The 19,191-nt window shown below is 64.2% G+C and carries 15 protein-coding genes; 7 read left to right on the forward strand and 8 right to left on the reverse strand.

Annotated elements, in window-relative coordinates:
* Nucleotides 1-6 precede the first annotated feature (6 nt).
* Genes YUU_RS0147470 through YUU_RS0147480 form a run of 3 tightly spaced genes read right to left on the reverse strand, consistent with a single transcriptional unit; the run spans nt 7 to nt 3,153 of the window.
* Nucleotides 7-933, reverse strand: coding sequence for an ABC transporter permease (locus YUU_RS0147470; protein WP_027528394.1), 927 nt, complete (start codon nt 931-933; stop codon nt 7-9).
* Between the two features lies 1 nt (nt 934).
* Nucleotides 935-2,047: an ABC transporter permease gene (locus YUU_RS0147475; RefSeq protein ID WP_027528395.1), complete on the reverse strand. Its 1,113-nt coding sequence runs from the start codon at nt 2,045-2,047 to the stop codon at nt 935-937.
* A complete protein-coding gene (locus tag YUU_RS0147480; protein ID WP_027528396.1) occupies nt 2,044-3,153 on the reverse strand; it encodes a BMP family ABC transporter substrate-binding protein in 1,110 nt (369 codons plus the stop codon). The genes YUU_RS0147475 and YUU_RS0147480 overlap by 4 nt, the downstream gene beginning before the upstream one ends.
* A gap of 405 nt (nt 3,154-3,558) precedes the next feature.
* On the opposite strand from YUU_RS0147480, the gene YUU_RS0147485 reads away from it, so the two are divergent.
* Complete coding sequence (locus YUU_RS0147485) at nt 3,559-4,833, forward strand: allantoate amidohydrolase (protein WP_035665434.1); 1,275 nt, start codon at nt 3,559-3,561, stop codon at nt 4,831-4,833.
* Between the two features lie 108 nt (nt 4,834-4,941).
* Nucleotides 4,942-6,315: a hypothetical protein gene (locus YUU_RS0147490; RefSeq protein ID WP_027528398.1), complete on the forward strand. Its 1,374-nt coding sequence runs from the start codon at nt 4,942-4,944 to the stop codon at nt 6,313-6,315.
* 11 nt (nt 6,316-6,326) lie between these two features.
* Here YUU_RS0147490 and YUU_RS0147495 read toward each other — a convergent pair whose 3' ends face one another.
* The 4 genes from YUU_RS0147495 to YUU_RS0147510 all read right to left on the reverse strand — a co-directional run bounded on the left by YUU_RS0147495 (nt 6,327) and on the right by YUU_RS0147510 (nt 12,772).
* Nucleotides 6,327-7,646 (reverse strand): dicarboxylate/amino acid:cation symporter, encoded by a 1,320-nt coding sequence (locus YUU_RS0147495; RefSeq protein WP_027528399.1) that lies wholly within the window; start codon nt 7,644-7,646, stop codon nt 6,327-6,329.
* A gap of 119 nt (nt 7,647-7,765) precedes the next feature.
* Nucleotides 7,766-10,426 carry an aconitate hydratase AcnA gene (acnA, locus tag YUU_RS0147500; RefSeq protein WP_027528400.1) on the reverse strand — a complete coding sequence of 887 codons (2,661 nt, stop codon included), beginning with the start codon at nt 10,424-10,426 and terminating at the stop codon, nt 7,766-7,768.
* A gap of 21 nt (nt 10,427-10,447) precedes the next feature.
* The gene (locus tag YUU_RS0147505; protein ID WP_027528401.1) at nt 10,448-11,767 is read right to left on the reverse strand and encodes an MFS transporter; all 1,320 of its coding nucleotides are present in this window, start codon (nt 11,765-11,767) and stop codon (nt 10,448-10,450) included.
* A 120-nt stretch (nt 11,768-11,887) separates the two neighbouring features.
* Nucleotides 11,888-12,772 carry a GntR family transcriptional regulator gene (locus tag YUU_RS0147510; protein WP_027528402.1) on the reverse strand — a complete coding sequence of 295 codons (885 nt, stop codon included), beginning with the start codon at nt 12,770-12,772 and terminating at the stop codon, nt 11,888-11,890.
* Between the two features lie 304 nt (nt 12,773-13,076).
* Here YUU_RS0147510 and YUU_RS0147515 point away from each other — a divergent pair, with 304 nt between their 5' ends.
* The 4 genes from YUU_RS0147515 (at nt 13,077) to YUU_RS0147530 (ending at nt 18,414) form a co-directional block, all read left to right on the forward strand.
* Complete coding sequence (locus tag YUU_RS0147515) at nt 13,077-14,153, forward strand: lactonase family protein (RefSeq protein ID WP_027528403.1); 1,077 nt, start codon at nt 13,077-13,079, stop codon at nt 14,151-14,153.
* 361 nt (nt 14,154-14,514) lie between these two features.
* A complete protein-coding gene (locus tag YUU_RS0147520) occupies nt 14,515-15,129 on the forward strand; it encodes a TetR/AcrR family transcriptional regulator (protein WP_245288338.1) in 615 nt (204 codons plus the stop codon).
* 14 nt (nt 15,130-15,143) lie between these two features.
* On the forward strand, nt 15,144-17,009 hold the full coding sequence (locus YUU_RS0147525) for an adenine deaminase (RefSeq protein ID WP_027528405.1): 1,866 nt from the start codon (nt 15,144-15,146) through the stop codon (nt 17,007-17,009).
* Between the two features lie 13 nt (nt 17,010-17,022).
* Nucleotides 17,023-18,414, forward strand: coding sequence for an NCS2 family permease (locus YUU_RS0147530; RefSeq protein ID WP_027528406.1), 1,392 nt, complete (start codon nt 17,023-17,025; stop codon nt 18,412-18,414).
* Nucleotides 18,415-18,422: 8 nt separating this feature from the next.
* On the opposite strand, the gene YUU_RS0147535 is transcribed toward YUU_RS0147530, so the two are convergent.
* Complete coding sequence (locus YUU_RS0147535; protein WP_027528407.1) at nt 18,423-18,644, reverse strand: hypothetical protein; 222 nt, start codon at nt 18,642-18,644, stop codon at nt 18,423-18,425.
* 349 nt (nt 18,645-18,993) lie between these two features.
* Between YUU_RS0147535 and YUU_RS0147540 the strand changes: the two genes are divergently transcribed.
* Complete coding sequence (locus YUU_RS0147540) at nt 18,994-19,182, forward strand: hypothetical protein (protein WP_027528408.1); 189 nt, start codon at nt 18,994-18,996, stop codon at nt 19,180-19,182.
* The last annotated feature ends 9 nt before the right edge of the window (nt 19,183-19,191 follow it).

Genomic DNA, 19,191 nt, shown 5'->3' on the forward strand with positions numbered 1-19,191 from the left:
CTGTTATCAGCGGGTGATCGATAGTTCTGCCGGCGCGCCGGTCAACGTTCGTTTTGGCGAGCAGGTGATGATCATGATCGCCAGCGTCAGGATGTAGGGCGCGGCGTTGAAGAGGTGATAGCCGGAGGTGACGCCGACCGATTGCAGCGCTGGTCCAAGCGCCGCGGCGCCGCCGAAGGCAAGCGAGGCCCACAGGCACAGCATCGGATCCCAGCGCGCGAAGATCACGAGCGCGACCGCCGTGATGCCTTGGCCCGAGGACAGGCCCTCGTTCCAGCTTCCGGGATAGAACAGCGACAGAAAGGAGCCACCGATGCCGGCGAGGAAACCGCCGACCATGGTGGCGCGCAGGCGGATCAAGAGCACTGAATGGCCCATCGCGCGCGCCGCATCCGAACTTTCGCCGACGGTGCGGATGAGCAGGCCCCACCGCGTGGTGCGGAAGGCCCAGTAGAGGATGGGCGCGAGCGCGACGCCGATCAGGAACATGACGTTGATGCGCAGCGCCGCACGAACTTGCGGGATGTCGCTCCACCAGCCGAAATCGATCGCCGGCAGCCGCGGCGCGGTCGGCTCGATCAGTGGCTTGCCGAGATAGAAGGCGAGGCCCGTACCGAATAGCATCAGCGCAATGCCGACCGCGATGTCATTGACGCGCGGCAACGAGCAGATGCCGGCGTGCAGCGCGCCGAGAAGCGCGCCGGTGACGCCGGCGGCGAGCACGCCAAGCCAGGGCGAGCCCGAGAGATAGGAGATGCCATAGGCGCTCATCGCGCCCATCACCAGCGTGCCTTCGAGTCCGAGATTGATGCGTCCGGAACGCTCGGTGATGCATTCGCCCAGGCTCACGAACAAAAACGGCGTGGAGACGCGAATGGCGCCGCCGAACACGGCGAGCGGAACGGTCCAGAGTCCGATCGAGCCATCTGCCATCTCAGGATTTTCCCTTGAGAAAACTGATGCGGCCGTAGAGCGCATCGCTTGCCAGCACGAAGACGAAGATGATGCCTTGCAACACCAGCACGGAGGCGTCGGGCAGACCCAGGCGACGCTGCAGCAGCCCGCCGCTGGCGCTGATGCCGCCGAGCAGGATCGCGACCGGAATGATCGCAAGCGGATTTTGCCGCGCGAGGAAGGCGACCAGGATGCCGGTGAAGCCGTAGCCGGCGGCGAGATTGGCATTGGTGCGGCCCTGCACGGCTGCGACCTCGACCATGCCCGCAAGGCCGGCCGCGCCGCCGGCGAGGAAGCAGATCGTGAGGATGAGCTTGTTGACGCCGAGTCCGACGATCTTGGCGGCGCGGATGTTGCCGCCGGCAACCCGCGCGGCGAAGCCGAACACGGTGTGATAGATCAGGATGTAGGCGGCGATTGCGGCGACCAGGCCGAAGACGAGGCCCCAATGCACGTCGGTGCCGGGGATGCTGCCGATCATGTTGGCCGCGCCGATCTCGCGCGTTGACGGCTTGTTGAGGCTCGCAGGATCGCGCATCACGCCTTCGACGAGATGGTTGAGGATGGCGAGCGCGATATAGACGAGAAGGAGGCTCGATATCGTCTCGTTGACGCCGCGATATTGCCGCAGCGCGCCGGACAGCATGATCCAGAGGCCGCCACCAATTACGCCGGCGCAGACCATTGCAATCTGCATCACGAGCGGTGGTGCGCCTTGCAATGCCAGCGCCGCGCTGGTCGCCGAGAGCGCGCCGATCAGGAGTGCACCTTCGCCGCCGATGATGACCATGCCGAGCTGCGCCGGCAGCGCCGTGCACAGCGCGGTGAGGATGAGGGGCGCGGCACGTGTCAACGTGTTCTGCCAGGAGAACCAGGTGCCGAACGCGCCCTGGTACATGTAGAAATAGAGGTCGAGCGGGTTCTTGCCGAACAGCGCGACGAAGATGCCGAACACCGCGAGCGCGCCGACCAGCGCCGCGCCCGGGATCAGGATGTACTCGATGCTCGCGCCGTGGCGCTGGAGGAAGCCCGCGTCGGCAGCCGGGGCGACGGCCCCGACCGCACCGAGGGGATCCGCCGCTTCCGTTGTCACGAAGTCGCTCCGATCACGCCTTCGACGAGATAGTCCATCTTCTCGAGCTCAGGATCCTGCTGGCCGCGCTCGGTGCCGGCCGCGATCACCGTCTTGCCCTTGTTGTCCGTGATCGGACCCTTGAAGATGACGTAATTGCCGGCGGTGAGCTTCGCCTTGATATCATCGGCATGCTTGCGCGCCTCGGCCGACACCGCTTCGCCGTAGGACGAGACCTTGACGATCTCCTCCTTGAGGCCGCCGCGGTAGAAGTTCGGGATCTCCTGGCCAGCTGCTATCATCTTGACGAATTTGGGATAGAGCGCCTCCCAATTCCACTCGGCGCCGGTGAGATAGGCCTTCGGCGCCAACGCCGACTGGTTGCAGTGATAGCCACAGACCATTGCGCCGCGGCGCGCGGCGTTCTCGACCATGGTCTTCGGACCGTCGACATGGCAGGTCAGCACATCGACGCCCTGGTCGATCAGGCTGTTGGTGGCCTCGGCTTCCTTGACCGGCATCGACCAGTCGCCGGTGAAGATCACCTGCGTGGTTGCCTTCGGATTGGCGAGCCGTGCGCCGAGCGTGAAGGCGTTGATGTTGCGGAGAACCTGCGGAATCGGTTTTGCGGCGACGAAGCCGAGCTTGCCGCTCTTGCTCGTGTGGCCCGCGACGATGCCGGAGATGTACTGGGCTTCGTCGATATAGCCGAAATAGCTGCCGGCGTTCTTCGGATCCTTGTCGGTCCACAGGCCGCCGCAGTGCTCGAAGCGCAGCTTCGGGTACTTGGTCGCCATCTTGGTCGTGTGCGGATTGTAGTAGCCGAACGAAGTCGGGAAGAGCAGGGTGGCGCCGTCGAGATTGATCATGGACTCGATGGTCTTCTCGACCGCATCGGTCTCCGGCACCTTCTCTTCCTCGACCACCTTGAGGCCCGGAATCTTCTTCAGCGCCGCGGCGCCCTGCGCGTGCGCCTGGTTGTAGCCATAGTCGTCGCGCGAGCCGACATAGATGAAGCCGATCGTCGTCTCGGCCGCGAAAGCCGGGCGGACACCGACCGCGGCTCCCAAGGAGAGCGCCGCGCTACCCTGCAACAAATGCCGTCGTGAAATCCTGCCAAAATCCATTGGATTCTCCCTTGGCGGGTGGACCGCCCCTCTCTCCTGGCCACCGCCGGTCTGGGGCAGCCAGAACAGGATGTCGCAAGCTTCGTGCCAGAGGTTATCGGGCGAGCATGCGCAATTAACTCGTTGTAAAATAACGGGTATGTCTTGAGGTTGAATCTTGGGCAGATGGCGTTCAGATTAAATTATAGGCAGTATCGCGACATTGTATGCAAGGCAGTTAAGCAACGTTAACCGGGCTCTCAGCGGTTGTCCGATGTGCCGGGTGGCCTGCCGGCCCGGCATTCATGCTAACCAGTCCGCGAGTCGGACCTGCGCGTGAGGCGTGCGCTGGCACCGAACTTGTATCGATGGTCATCGGGCCTCGCTTGAGCGGTTGCGGCCTGCAGGATGGAAAGTTTGAGCGAGATGGCTCCTGGTATCGCCGTTCAAAATGGCTCGCTCGGCGACGAGATCGTACGACGCATCAACGAGCTCGGCTCCATCTCGGAAGATGCGGACAAGCTCACCCGGATCTATCTGAGCAAGGAGCTGCGCACCGCTGCCGATCTCATTCTCGCCTGGATGCGCGAGGCCGGCATGAGCGCCCATCTCGATGCGATAGGCAACGTCTGCGGCCGCTACGAGGGCGAGCGGCCGGGGCTGCCGTGCCTGATGTTGGGCTCGCATTACGACACCGTGCGCGATGCCGGCAAATGGGACGGTCCGCTAGGTGTGATCACGGCGATTGCCTGCGTCGCCGAGCTGAACAGGCGCGGCAAACGCCTGCCGTTCGCGATCGAGGTCATCGGCTTCGCTGACGAGGAGGGCGTGCGCTTTGCGTCCACGCTGCTTGGCAGCCGCGCGGTCGCCGGCACGTTCGACGAGAGCGTGTTGAACACGCGCGACCGCGACGGCGTCTCGATGCGCGATGCTCTCGTGCAGTTCGGCCTCGACCCCGACCACATCGGCGCGGCAGCGCGGACGCGGCGGGAGCTACTGGCCTATCTCGAGCTGCACATCGAGCAGGGACCGGTGCTGGAAGCGCAAGGTCTCCCGGTCGGCGTGGTCACCGCGATCGCCGGTGCGACGCGGCTCGCAGCGCGGCTGACCGGGATGGCCGGCCACGCCGGCACCGTGCCGATGGCGCTGCGTCGCGACGCGCTGACCGGGGCGGCCGAATGCATCGCCGCGATCGAGCAGTTCTGCCGCACCGATGAAGGCGGCCTCGTCGGTACCGTCGGCTACATCCACGCAAAGCCCGGCGCGACCAACGTCATTCCCGGCGAAGTGTCGTTCACCATCGATATGCGTGCACCGACCGACATGCACCGCAAGCGCGCGGTCGCCGACGTCGTCCGCCAGATCGAGGCGATTGCCAGGCGCCGGCAGTTGTCGCTCCAGCTCGACGTCACCCACGAGAACCGCACCGCGCCCTGCGCGCCCTGGCTGAAGGACCAGATCGCGCAGGCGATCGCCGCGGAAGGATTTGCCGTATTCGAGCTCCCGAGCGGCGCGGGCCATGACGGCATGGCCATGATCGACATCGCCGATGTCGGTATGATCTTCGTCCGTTGCCGCGGTGGCATCAGCCATCACCCCGACGAGCATGTCGAGCTCGCGGATGCCGACGCGGGCGCCCGCGTGCTGCTCCGGGTGATCGAGAATTTCAGGCCGCGCGAGGGCCGTGCCGGCACGGCTTGACGATGGCCGCAGGTCATCGATCCCGCAAGTCATCAGGTAGAGATACGAATCAGACGTGTTTAAGATGGTGGCCATCACCGGGATCACGAGACATTGGCCGACGTGCACATGAACAGCGACATTCCATTTCCATCTCACCATGCGAACCGATTTTACCAGGGCATGGCTGCGACCTTCGTCGCCAATGTCATCCAGGCGGTCAATTTTCTCGGCGATCGATTCCTGAGGAAGTCGCATCATTCGTTGACGCTCATCGAGGACCTTTACCGGCACTCGATGGACAGCGCTTTTTCGGTGACCGAGGCATTCCTCGTCACGGGGGCGCCGCACGCATCCGCCTATTACCCGCGCGACTTCGCCTGGTTCTATCCGGACGTTCTTGATCCTGAGACCATCATGGATTCGCGGGACGCGGTGCGGCGTGCGCGTCTGCTCGAAAAGAGCGTTCGCCTGTTGCTCGAGGCGGTTCGCGCCGACGTCGTCACGACGACCATCGTCCCGGCAGGGCGCGGTCGCTATCTCGGGGTGAACTATTTCTCTCGGCCCTCCGATACGCTGCTCGGCATTCTGGCCGGTCTCCGGCAGATGATCTCTGCCGAGGAGCGGGCGTCGTCCTACCTGGCAATGTCACAATGCGCGCATGCCGGCCACCTGTTGCTGGCCGAATACGGTGTTAACCTGAAGCGTGCGATCCTGCAGCTCGCAAGCGGGCTCGAGCCGTTCGACGATGACGGCACCGAATATTTGCTTTGCGACGCAAACGCCTCTCGCTCAGCAGCGACGGACACCCGCGCCGAGCGCAAGCGGTTTGTCACCAACGCCTGTGTCTACACGACCTTCGTTTGGAGCGTGCAGCTCGGGATCGTCGATCAGAACGAGCTGAAGCAGCTGCTCGGGCGCGACCTCGCACAGTACAAGAAGGATCTGCTCCGGCTGTTCGGCAAGGACGGCCATGTTAGACATTCCCTGGACGGCCCGGCAGGCACTCCGGTGTCCTCGGTTGCGCTGGATTTCGTCAGCGTGCATCGCGGCTTCTGGGATCTGAGCGATGCAAGCGAGCGCGCGCTGTTTGCGGCCACGACGAATCTAATCATCGCCGAACCGCGCTTTCGCATACCCAGTACCTTTCACTTCCTGGTGTCCGCGGATAATCCGCGGAACAAGATGATCCACAAGATCGCTGCTCCTGCCTACCAGGGACGTTCCTCATGGCCGACGTTCAACGTCGAGTTCGCGGATCGCATGCTGGACTATGATGAATTCTCAGGTCGCGACACCTACCGCTCCTGCGCCCAGGGAATTCTGAAGGACATCCGCACCGCGACCGAGGTCCACGGCGGATATCAGGAACTGATCTCGGAGCAGGGTCTGAAGTATCGCACCTGGGCCTATAAGGGTGCCGTTGCTCACTCCTGGTTTCCGCGGTTCCTGTCGGTCTGGAGGAGGGCGTATGGAACGCCGCTCCTCCATTGGAACGACTGATCCGCGGACAGCTATCCCTCCGTCACGTCCACCATCTCGCCGCCGTCCAGCACCTGCGCGGCCTTGGCGCGGTCGAGATCGCCTTCCCAGGCTGCGACCACGACGGTGGCGACGCAGTTGCCGACCAGGTTGCCGAGCGCGCGGGCCATGCCGATGAACCAGTCGACCGAGAGCACCAGCACGAGGCCGATCGCGGGAATGCTCGGCACCGCGTTCAGCGTCGCCGCAAGGATCACGATCGCCGAGCCCGGCACGCCGTGGGCGCCTTTTGACGTGATCAGAGACACGCCGAGCACCAGGAGGAGATCGCCGAAGGACAGCGGCGTGTTGGTTGCCTGCGCGATGAAGACCACCGCAAGCGTCAGGTAGATCGAGAACGCATCGAGGTTGAAGGAATAGCCGGTCGGGATCACGAGGCCGACCACGGAATCCTTCACCCCCATGCGCTCCAGCTTCTTCATGATCTGCGGCAGCACCGCGTCGGAGGAGGCGGTCGCAAGCACGATGGTCAGCTCCTCGCGCAGGTAAGCGAGGAATTTGAGGATGTTGATCCCGGCGAGGGCCATTACGCCGCCGAGCACGCCGAGCACGAAGATGCCGACCGAGACGTAGAACAGCATCACCAGCGAGACGAGCTGCTTCAGCGAGCCGACGCCGTATTTGCCGACGGTGTAGGAGACTGCGCCGAGCACGCCGAGCGGGGCGACCCGCACGATCAGCCCCATGACGCGGAACAGCACGGTGGAGGCCGCGTCAACAATGGTGGTGACGAGCTTGCCCTTCTCGCCGCCGACGAGCGCGAGGCCGACGCCGAACAGCACGGCGAAGAACAGCACCTGGAGCACGTCGTTGCGCGACAGCGCATCGAACGAGGTCGACGGGATGACGTTGAGCAGGAAGGCACCAATGCCCGCGCCTTGCAGCTTGTGGGCGTTGTCGGCGTAGGTGTTGAGCGCCTTGGCATCGAGCGTCGACGGATCGATGTTCATGCCGTGGCCGGGGCCGAAGATGTAGGCGAGGATGAGGCCGACCACGAGCGCGACCGTCGTCATGGTTTCGAAATAGACCAGCGCCTTGATGCCCACCCGGCCAACCTTCTTGAGATCGCCGGCGCCGGCAATGCCATGCACGACCACGCAGAACACGATTGGCGCCACGATCATCGAGATCAGTTTGAGGAAGGCGTCGCTCAGGATCTTGAGGCTGATGGCGAAGTCCGGGACGGTCACGCCCAGGATGATGCCGAGCACCAGCGCCGCCAGGACCTGGACGAACAGCGAGGTATAGAGCGGCTTCGGCTCGGCGGCCGGCGCCGCGGTGATGGTCGACATGGTGAACTCCCCCGGTTTGACGCGTCTTGGACGCCAAAAAGGAGCAACAACCGTGCCAGTTTGTCGCGATCTGGCCGGGAATCCGCTCGTTTTTCTCGACTTTCCCCCAGCGCCTCGCTTCAAACCGACAAAATTGCGGTCCCTTCGAGGGATGCTTCGCTAGCCTGTTCGATGGGCCTAGACGAGTGGCGTCGCAGAATGAGCGGCAGCAGCCCGCCGACACGTAGGGTCTCACATTCCAGATTGGTTTCCACCGCAGCGATGGCATCGAAGCGGACGATCTCGGCGCCGTCGCGCAGGAGGCGAACTTTGATTGTTGCTCGCGGCTTGAGCGCGCCGATGTGTGCGTCGATCTCCAGGCGATCATCCGGCCTTATGTCCAGCGTTTGCGGCCGGCGATCGGGCGGCAGGCGGAGCGGCAGAATGCCCATGCCGATCAGGTTGGAGCGGTGAATGCGCTCGAAGCTCAACGCCAACACCGCACGCGCGCCGAGCAGCGCAACGCCCTTCGCAGCCCAGTCGCGCGACGAGCCCATGCCGTAGCGCTCGCCAGCCACGATGACGATCGCGCGCTGTTGCTTCTCATAGTGCTCGGCGGCAAGCCGGAGCGATAGCCGTTCACCGGAGCCTGCGAGAATCGTCTGTCCGGGCGGCAGATCAGAACCGAGCAGATTCCGCACGCTCTTGTTGGTGAACAGTCCGCGCAGCATCACCTCCCAGTTTCCGCGGCGTGACGCAAATACGTTGAGATCATGCGGGTCCTCGCCGCGCGCGACGAGATAACGCGCCGCTTCGCCGTTCGCCGCGATCGCGCCTGCTGGCGAGATGTGGTCAGTCGTGATGTCGTCGCCGAGCACCAGGAGTGGCGTTGCCGAGTAATGTCCAAGGCGCGTGCCATGGCCAAAATCCGCGAAAGGCGGGCGGCGGATATAGGTGGAGGCGTCATCCCACGGGAATAGCGCTGTGGCGGGCGCCGAGAACGCAGCCCAATCGGCGCTGGCTTCCGCGGCGTCATAGGCACCAGCGTAGTCGCGTGCGTCGCGTGCGAGTGCCAAGGCCGCATCGATCTCGCGACCAGTCGGCCAGATGTCAGCCAGGCGCACCTCGGTGCCGGCAGAACTGCGCGCGATCGGATCGCGCAAAATGTCGCGTGCGACATCGCCGGCGAGTGCGAAGGCCACGACGAGCGGCGGCGAAGCAAGAAATCCAAGCTCGATCTGCGAATGCACGCGGCCGGGGAAATTGCGGTTGCCCGACAGCACGGCGACCGGCGCCATTTGCTTTTCGGCCATCGCGCTGGCCATGCACGGTGCCAGCGGCCCAGAGTTGCCGATGCAGGTCGTACAGCCATAGCCGACGATGCCGAAGCCGAGCGTCTCGAGATCGTCGAGCAGGCCTGAGCGTCGCAAATAGCGCTCCGCGGTCGGCGAGCCCGGCGCGAGCGAGGTCTTCACCCAGGCGGGCGGCATGAGCCCGAGCCGCCGCGCCTTGCGCGCGAGCAGGCCTGCGGCGATCAGGAGCCTTGGGTCCGAGGTGTTGGTGCAGCTCGTGATCGCGGCGATCGCGATCGCACCATTGACCGGCGGATCGGCGCGCTCCACGTCAGTCGTTGCAGCGGAACGTCCAAGCGAGAGCGTCTCGGCGGTCTTGCTGGCAGCGATACGGTCTTGCGGCCGGCGAGGGCCGGCGAGGCTGACCTCGACCTCGTCGAGATCGATGCTGATCGTCTCCGTGTAGCGCGGCGCGGCTTCGGGATCGAACCAGAGTTTTTGGCGCCGAACATAGGCTTCGACCAGCGCGACCTGCTCGCGTGATCGGCCGGTCTGCTCGAGATAGTCGAGCGTCCGGCTGTCGATCGGGAAGTAGCCGGAATTGGCGCCGAACTCCGGCGTCATGTTGGCGACAACGGCCCGATCGCCGGCCGAGAGCGCCGAGACACCTGGCCCAAAGAATTCCACAAAGCGGTCCGCAAGATCGATCTGCCGAAGGCGCTCCGTGACGGTCAGGGCAAGGTCGGTCGCGAGTACGCCTTCACGCAGCCGCCCGGTCAGGCGTACACCGACGACATCGGGCACGCGCATCGCGACGGGCATGCCGAACATCACGCTTTCGGCTTCGAGTCCGCCGACACCCCAGGCCAGCACGCCGATCCCGTTGATCATGGGTGTGTGGCTGTCGGTGCCGATCAGCGTGTCGGGTACGGCCCACGTTTCGCCGTCGCGGTGCAGCGTCGTCACGACGCTTGCGAGCCGCTCCAGGTTCAGCGTGTGCATGATGCCGGTGCCAGGCGGATGCACGCGCACGCCCTCGAGCGCTTGGCTGGCCCATTTCATGAAACGATAGCGTTCGCCGTTGCGCGTGAGCTCTTGCGCCATGTTCCGCGCCATCGCATCCGGCCGTGCAAACACGTCGACGCCGAGTGAGTGATCGGTCGAGACGTCGACCGGTAGGACCGGATTGAGCCGAGTCGGATCGCCGCCAGCTTCCGTGAGCGAGGCGCGCAGACCCGCAATGTCGACCAGCGCCGGACCACAGGTCGTGTCGTGCATGAGCACGCGCGAGGGCTGGAAGGCGATCTCGCTTTCGCTGCGTCCATCGGCGAGCCAGCCGAGGATCGCGGCAACCGATGCGTCCCGCTCCGCACCGCCGATGCGCAGCACATTCTCGAGCAGGATGCGCAGGATCACCGGCAGGCGAAGGAGGTCCTCACCTGCCACGGCGGCGATGTCGGCGATGTGATAAGTCTGCGACCCGCAGCGGAGCGTTCCGGAACCAGTCATCTCTCGATCCTGCCTATCCGATCAGGCGTGTTGCTCGGCAGCCTGCGTCTGCGCTTCGTCCGCGTCCTCCATTCGGGCGAACCAGGTCATCAGGAAGGACACAAACAATAATCCGCTGAGGAACAGGAGCCCGCCATAGGTGCTGCCGGTGGCGTCCTTGATTGCGCCGATGGCGTAGGGGCCGGCGAAGCCACCGAGATTGCCGATGGAGTTGATCGCCGCGATCGACACGGCTGCGGTCGAGCGCGTCAGGAACAGCCCCGGCAGCGACCAGAACGGCGACTTGAAGGCGTAAATGCCGGCAAGCGACAGCGAGATCAGTGTCATGGCGACGGCGGGCTGTACCGCGAGCCCGGTGAGCGCAAGCGCGACCGCGCCCCACAACAGCGGAATCGCGGAATGCCTCTGCCGCTCCCCGGTGCGGTCGGAATTGCGCGACCACAGCACCATCACGATCGTCGCAAAGGCATAAGGCAGCATGGCGGCGAGGCCGATCTCGAAATTCGTCAGCGAGGACGAGAGGCCTTTGATGATCTGCGGCATCCAGAGACCGATGCCGAGATTGCCGACCTGGTAGATGAAATAGATCACCGACAGGAACAGTACTTTTGGGTTGGTGATCGCGGCGACGATGCCGAGATGCTGAATGTTACGGCGGCCGGTTTGGTCCTTGCGCAGCTCCTCGGTAAGCCAGTCGCGCTCCCGCGGCGTGAGCCATTTGGCCTGCTCGGGGCGATCGGTCATGATGAAGTAGTTGACGATTCCGGCGACGATGGCGGGGCCGCCTTCGAGCAACAGCATCCAGCGCCAGCCGCTGAGGCCAAAGCCTCCGACGTGGTCCATGATCCAGGTGCTTAGGGGCGCGCCGATCAGATAGGACACAGGAATGGCCGCGGTGAACAGCGCGACCGTGGTCGCCTGTTCCTTGGCGCGGAACCAGTAGGTCAGATAGATGATGATGCCGGGAAAGAAGCCGGCTTCGGCGACGCCGAGCAGGAAGCGCAGGATATAGAGCTGCGTCGCGCTCTGCACGAAGGCGCTCGCGGTCGCGACGATGCCCCAGCTGATCAGGATGCGCGAGATCCAGATACGTGCGCCATATTTGTTCAGCGCGATGTTGCTCGGCACCTCGAACAGGAAATAACCGATGAAGAAGATGCCGGCGGCAAAGCCAAAGGCCTCGCTCGACAGCGCGAGCTCCTTGTTCATCTGAAGCGCCGCATAGCCGATATTGGCGCGGTCGAGATAGGAGATGACGTAGAGGCTGAAGCAATATGGCACGATGCGCCAGGACACCTTGCGCATGGTGGATTGCTCGATGGTCGCTGCGGTGGCGGACATTGACGGCGTTCCCTTGCTGCGTTTCGTCGGGGCTTGTCGGCAACGCCACAACCTTCCCCGCAGGCGGGCGCCTTGCGGGCATATATGCATTTTATATAATAAAGTGCAATATGGTTGAAGTCAGACCTTTGGGACCTTGATCAGGCCAGCGCCCTCGATGTGGACGCGAAGGAAGTCTGACGCCTCCTGGCGCAGGCCTTTTTCCAGCAATGTCAGGATGTTGATGTGCTCGCGGCACTGGATGGGGAGACGGCTGCGGTCCACCGTGATGCGGTACTCGACCAGCCGCCGCAGCCGGTTCACGCGCTTCACCGCATCGAGGAAGAACGGGTTGCGCGCACAGCCGACCAGCATTTCGTGGAACTCGGCATTGGCGGCAAATATCTCCGAGCGCGAGGCGCGCTTGTAACCGCCGTCGAGTAGCCATTGCTGCTGCTCGCGCGCGGCCGCAAACGCCGCGCGATCGATCTCGAAGCTCGGCAGCAGCAAGGCCTGTGGCTCCAGCGCGACGCGCAGCTGATAGCCCTGTTGATAGCTCTCGCGCGAGGTCAGGAGCGGGCCGAACGCCCAGCCATTGCCGGGCAGGCGCTCGATCCAGCCTTCATCGGCTATATTGGTGAGGATCTTCAGGAGGCGTGTGCGGGAGAGGCCGTAGCGGCGCATCAGCTCGTTCTCGCTGACCTTGTCCGGGAGGTTTCCGGCCAGCCGGTCCTCGGCGATGGCGAAGTACCACTCGTCCTCGCGCTCCGGTTCGGCGTCCTCCGCATCCGGCAGATCGGCGAGCTCAGTGGCGCTCTTGACCAGGAAGAAGCCGCGATTGGGCTCGGAGCGGACGACCTTCATGTCTTCGAGGATTTGCAGCGCCGCATTGATCGGCGCGCGCGAGACCCGCAGCGCATCCGCCAGCATCTGGCTCGGCAGATGCTGATCGGCCCGCAAGCCGTTGGCGCGGATGTAGTCGAGGATCCGCGCAGTCATCTGGGTCGCGAGATTGGGGCGGGGCATGGGGCGACTCGGGTTGGTCCTCTCCTGAAGAGATGTCGCTTACCGGCGCGGACTGTACAAGCGTGGCGGCCCGCCGGTTCTTGCGTCTTGCCTAGAATTGTGTTTTAAAAAATAAAAAGCAATATGGGGAGGGGCCGTGACACCTAAGAATTCTATTGCGCGCCCTACGTCGTCGCTCCGCGCTGACGGCGCACCTCTGTCGCGGCGCATGTTCGCGGGCCTCGTCGCCGCCGGCGCGGTGAACGCTGCATGGCCTGGCGCATCCGCGTTATCTCAGACACAGACGTCCCATCCGGAGGACAACATGCTCGAAGGCTCTCACTCATTCGTCTATGTCGGCGCGCGCACGACGAAGGAGCGCAACGCCCGTGGCGATGGGCTCAACGTCTATGCGATGGACAATGCGACCGGCGCCTGGCGCCACGTCCAGCTCCTCGGCGATCTCGTCAATCCGTCGTTTCTCACCTTCGATCGCACGCGACGCTTCCTCTACACGGTGCATGGCGATCTCAGCGATATCACGGCTATGGCGATCGACCCAGTGAGCGGCAAGCTCGCCGTGATCAACCGGCAGGGCACGGAAGGAAAGAACCCCGTCCATCTCGCGATAGATCCCACCAACCGCTTCGTGGTGGTCGCCAACCACATCACGTCCACGTTGGCGCTGCTGCCACGGCAGGACAACGGTTCGCTCGGTGCCGTGATCGATCTCGTCAAGGTGGAGGGCAAGATCGGCCCGCATCGCGTCGAGCAGCCCTTCGCCAAGCCGCATCAGGTCGAGTTCGATCCATCAGGAGCGTTCATTGTGGTACCGGACAAGGGCCTCGATCTCGTTTTCACCTACAAGATCGATGCTGAGAAGGGAAAGCTCGTGCTCGCCGGCAACCCGGTGCAGGCGCGGGAAGGAGCGGGGCCGCGCCACGTGGCGTTTCACCCACAAGGGCGGCTCGCCTACGTCGTCAACGAGCTCGACTCGACCGTCGCGGCCTATCATTTCGATCCCGCGACCGGTGCGCTTGCTCCATTCCAGATCGTCTCCGCGGTGCCTGACGCGTATACGGGCAACAGCCGCGCGGCCGAGATCGCCGTATCGGCCGATGGGCGCTTTGTCTACGCCTCCAACCGTGGCGAGAACAGCATCGCGACCTTTGCAATCGATCAGGCGACCGGCCGCCTTTCGTCCGTCGGCTGGATGCCGAGCGGCGGCAAGACGCCGCGCTTCTTCGCGCTGGCGTCATCGGACGACTTCCTGTTCGCGGCGAATGAGGACACCGACACGGTCAATCTCTTCAAGCGCGATGCCGCCAGCGGCCGCCTCGTTGCGACGGCCCAGGTTGTCCATGTCGGCAGCCCGGTTTGCGTTCTCTTCAAAACGGGTTGACTGGGTGCGCAGACGCACGCTGATCAGTCGCGACGTCACACCTTGCGCCGTCATTGCGAGCGCAGCGAAGCAATCCAGAGTGTCTCCGCGGAGGGATTCTGGATTGCTTCGCTGTGCTCGCAATGACGATGTTGATGCATTGAGCACCGGCCTCATGCCGGCCCCCCCCGTGCAACGGCGAAGTCATTGCCGCTGGAGACGCCGGAGCGTAGCTCGGGCCTGGAGGAGTACACCTTCGCCCATCGTTGCAGCGCGGGGTGCCTCAAATCTCGGCTTGACCGCTGAAATCGCCCGATGTCAGACTTATGACATGAATACAGCAAAGCGACACGGGTCGAGCCTCCGCGACGAGTACGCCGAGATGACGCGGCAACGCATCGTGGCGGCCTTTGTCGAGACGCTGGAGGACGAGGCGGCCGACGACATCTCGATGGCTGCGGTGGCCAAGCGCGCCAAGGTTGCCGAGCGGACCATCTATCGCCACTTCAAGACCCGCGCGGAGCTGTTCGCGGCGGCCGGCGAGTGGATCGAGAACAACGTCTTCAGCTACATTCCCTTCACATCGCCCGACGAGCTACCGGATATCTTCCGCAAGCTGTGCAAGCGGTTCGACCGCCATCCGCATCTGGCGCGCGCTATTGCGATGACGCGGGCCGGCCGAAGGGTGCGCGCCGGCTTCCGGCGGCACCTGATCGAGCAGCATCGCAAGGCGATGGCGCCGCTGGTGCTGCATCTTCCTGCGAAGGAGGTCCGGCAGGCGGAGGCGCTCGCGTCCTATCTCAACAACGTGCTGGCCTGGAATGCGATGCGCGAGGACTTTGGCATGTCCAGCACGGATGTTGCCGACGCGATCGAGTGGGCGCTCACGACCCTCTTGAAAGATGTCCGTCAGCGCGATGCTGCTGCTGCGGCGCGCACCGGCAAGGCCGGCAAATCATCGCGAAAGCGAGCCACGGCTGCGAAAGAGCCGGCGTAGAGTGAGGGCAATGCATGAATGCGATACCCGACGATCTCCTGATCAACGCGCCCGACGAGGTTCGCATTCGCCAGGACCTCGTCCTGACGGCGCTCGGCCGTCGCCCCGCCGATCGATCCTTGCGGGTCGCCAGGTTGCTCGACGTCCACAGCCGCACCTGGAGCGAGGATCAGGAGATCGTCTTTAGGGGACGGCGCATCGCGTGGGTCGGGCCCGCCGGGGGCTACCCGGGCGAGGTCCGCGAACGCGTGCATCGGCCGGATCTTGCCGCCGTGCCCGGCTTCGGCGAGGTGCACAAGCACATCGAAAGTTCGCATCTGACGCCGGAATGGGAGGCGGCGCTGGTGCTGCCGCATGGCAATACCTGGACCTGCGAGGCGAGCCACGAATTCTCCAATGTCAACGGTGCACGCAATCTCGAATTCTGGTTCGAGGCACGCCGCGGCGGCTCGCCGCTCAAGATCTTTCCGCAGCCTGGCTCGGCCGTCCCGCCGACGGCTTACGAATGGGGCGGCGGCTGGTATGGCCGCGACGAGCAAGTGCGCTTCATGGGCGAGAGCCTGATGGTCACCGGGCTCGACGAAGTCATGGACTGGCCCGCGGTCTGGAATCCCGACAATCCCTCCTACAAGCGGCTCTGGGGCATGATCGAGGCGACGTTCGCGGCGCGCGGCGTCGTCGAAGGCCACGCGTCGGGCTTGCGGGATCTGCCCTCCATCAACGCTTTTGCCGCAGCGGGGCTCGCCTCCGACCACGAGGTGCAGACGCCGGAAGAGACCTGGGACAAGCTCACCCGCGGCCTGTTCGTCGAGCTGCGCGTTTACGCGATGGACGAGATCGTCAAATGGCTCCTCGCCAGGGGCTTGCAGGACTGGTCGCAGATCGCGTTCACCACCGACGACCGCAGCGCCAGCCACACGCTCGAGCTTGGCGCAAGCGATCACAATGCGCGCGTCGCGATCGAAGCCGGCCTCGCGCCGGAAATCGCGTTCCAGTGTCTCACCATCAACCCGGCGCGGCACATGCGCCTCACGCCGTTCGTCGGCAGCCTCGCCCCGGGCCGCTTTGGCGATGTCGTGCTGCTCTCGGACGTATCCAAGCTCAGCATTGCCGAGGTGTGGGCCGATGGCGTGCAGGTCTCCGACGGCAAGCGCTACCTCGGCGAGGTCCCCAGGATCGAATGGCCGGAATGGGCGACCAAGACGGTCAATATCAAGCGCACCGTCAAGCCCGAGGATTTCGCGCTGTCGGCCGAGCCCGGCCGTACCACGATGAAGGCGGCCGTGATCCGTCCCTTCCATTGGCATCCCGAGTTCTACACGCTCGAATTGCCGGTGCGTGACGGCGCCGTGCAGCGCGATGAGAGTGAGGCCATTACCAAGTTCGCCATCGTCGACCGCTTCTCCGGCGATGGACGGGTTGCAAAGATGTTCTGGCGCGGCTGCGGACCGCGGACGCCGGAGACGGCGCTGGCCTGCTCGGTCGCGCATGACAAGCACAATATCTGGGTGGTCGGCTCGTCCGACGCGGCGATGGCCAAGGCGGTGAACGCGCTGATCGAGCTTCAGGGCGGATGGGCGCTGGTGCGCGAGGGTGAGCTCGTTGCGACCGTACGCTTCGAGGTCGGCGGGCTGATGAGCTGTCGCTCGGCGCAGGCGCTCGATGCCGAGATGCAGGCGCTCTACGCCGAGGGCCGCAAGGTCGACTGGATGTATGAGCCGACCTTCCGGCCGCGCTGGTATCCGGGATTCCCCGAAAGGCTGATGTTCGCAACGCTGACCTGCGCGCCCTGGAGCTGGGTGCTGGTGGCGCCGTGCGAGCAGGCGCCGCTCGGGTTCATCAATGTACAAACCGGTGAAGCGCACCCGGTGGTCTGGTAGGGGAGTGACTGGGATGAACGAGATGACGCCGCCGCAAGCTGCTTCCGCAGAGCCGGCGCCGCGCGCCGGCGCAGGCCCGCTCGATCGCATCTTTGGCCTCACCGAGCGCGGCACCAGCGTCGGGCGCGAGGTGATGGCCGGCGCGACCACCTTCGCGGCGATGGCCTATATCATCGCGGTGAATCCGGCGATCATGTCCAATGCGGGAATGGATCGCGCCGATCTCGTCAGCGCCACGGCACTTGCCGCGATCTTCGGCTCGGTGATGATGGGCCTGTGGGCCAACCTGCCGCTCGCCGTTGCGCCGGCGATGGGCTCGAACGTCATCTTCACCTATGTCATCGTCAAGCAGATGGGCATGCCCTGGCAGGGTGCGCTCGCCATGGTCGCTTTCACCGGCGTGCTGTTTTTGATCCTCAGCCTGTCGAAGCTGCGCGAGAAGGTTGCGAAGGACGTTCCGGAAGCGCTGAAGATCGGCATCCAGGCTGCCGTCGGCACGCTCATCGTCTTTATCGCGCTGCGCGGCGCCGGCTTCGTGGTGCAGAACCCCTCGACCTACATCGCGATGGGATCACTGCGCAGCCCGCCGGTGCTGCTGACGCTGTTCGGTCTCCTGTTGACGCCGGTGCTGGTGGCGCGCCGGGTGCCGGCCGCATTGATCCTCTCGATCGCGGTGCTGACCCTGATCGGCTTCTTCGTTCCCGGTGCGAACGGGAAGATGGTGACGTCGGTGCCATCAGCCATCATGTCGTGGCCGCGCTGGCCGACCAGCACCTTCATGGCGCTCGACGTCGGCTATCTCTTCAGCCATTTCGTCGTCGCGCTGCCGCTGCTGTTCTACTTCCTGTGCGCCGAATTCTTCTCGACGCTGGGCACGCTGATCGGCGTCACGGGCGCCGCCAATCTGCGCAAGGCGGATGGTTCGATTCCGAATGCTACCGCGGCGTTTGCGACCGACGCGACGGCCTCCATCGTCGGCCCGCTGCTCGGCACCTCCGTCGTCACGGCCTATATCGAGTCCATCACCGGCGTGCAGGCTGGCGGCCGCACCGGCCTTACTTCAGTGACCGTCGCGGCGCTCTTCTTCCTCGCGCTGTTCTTCTGGCCGATCTTCGTCATCATCCCGCCGCAAGCCACCGCGCCCGCGCTGGTGCTCGTCGGCGTCTTGATGATGCAGGGTCTCGCGCGCATCGACATGACCGATCTCGTCAATGCGGTGCCGATTGTGCTCACCCTGCTGGTCACCGTGCTGACCAACAATCTCATCAACGGCATGGCGCTGGGGACGCTGAGCTACATCGCGCTGGAGGTGACCATGGGGCGCCGCGCGCAGATTCCGGCAATGGTCTGGGGGCTGGGTGTCGTGTTCATCACCTACGCGATCGTGATCGCGCAGATATTCTGAAGGCAGGGCTACGCCGCCAGATCCAGCAGCCGGCACGATCCGCGCACCAGCACCTTGCGGCCGGATGAAGTCATGTTGGGGACGCCGTCCCTGATGGTGACAAGGCCGAGTTTGACGAGGTCTCCGACCGCATGGGCCTTCGAAAGACGATACTGCGAAGCCGGACAGCGCAATGCTTTCAAGATTTCCCACTGGTGCGGCGAAAGATCGAAGTCGAAATCGTCGTTCATGTTGCCTCGAAATATCTGGCCGTTCGTGCACCGATTAGCGGCGCAGCATGAAAACCATGCGACGACAATGAGTCGGGAATTCGATTAGTTGTTTAGAACATCTCTTCACAAATTGCCGCAGATCATTGGCGCCACAATAGTTAAGATCGCGCGCATGCGGATATCGTCCCGATATTCGATCACCTCTTGATGATCCGGAGTTGATGGTGCGTTGCGAATTGCCGCAGTGCACGGGAAGAAGGGTTGCCCCATTCCGCGCTGCGATGTGCACAGGAAAATGAGACAAGCCGTTCAAGACTCTGTTACGTTGACTCGCGGGGAATGACTTCACGCGGCAGGAGGGGAGTGCGTGAACAGGCTGGTGGAAATTCGCAGTCAGGAATCCCTTTGCCGGGAACGGGCGGCGCTGGATTTCAATCGCCGGGGTTTCTGGCTTGCGCAGGCGAAGGAGTGGGAGCAGCGCGCGCTCGACGAGATCGCCTATCACTTTCGCGAGTGCAATCTGGCTCACGGCGATTTGCACGCAATCGCCAGCTAGCGGACCTTC

The sequence above is a fragment of the Bradyrhizobium sp. Ec3.3 genome (assembly GCF_000472925.1).
GTDB lineage: Bacteria > Pseudomonadota > Alphaproteobacteria > Rhizobiales > Xanthobacteraceae > Bradyrhizobium.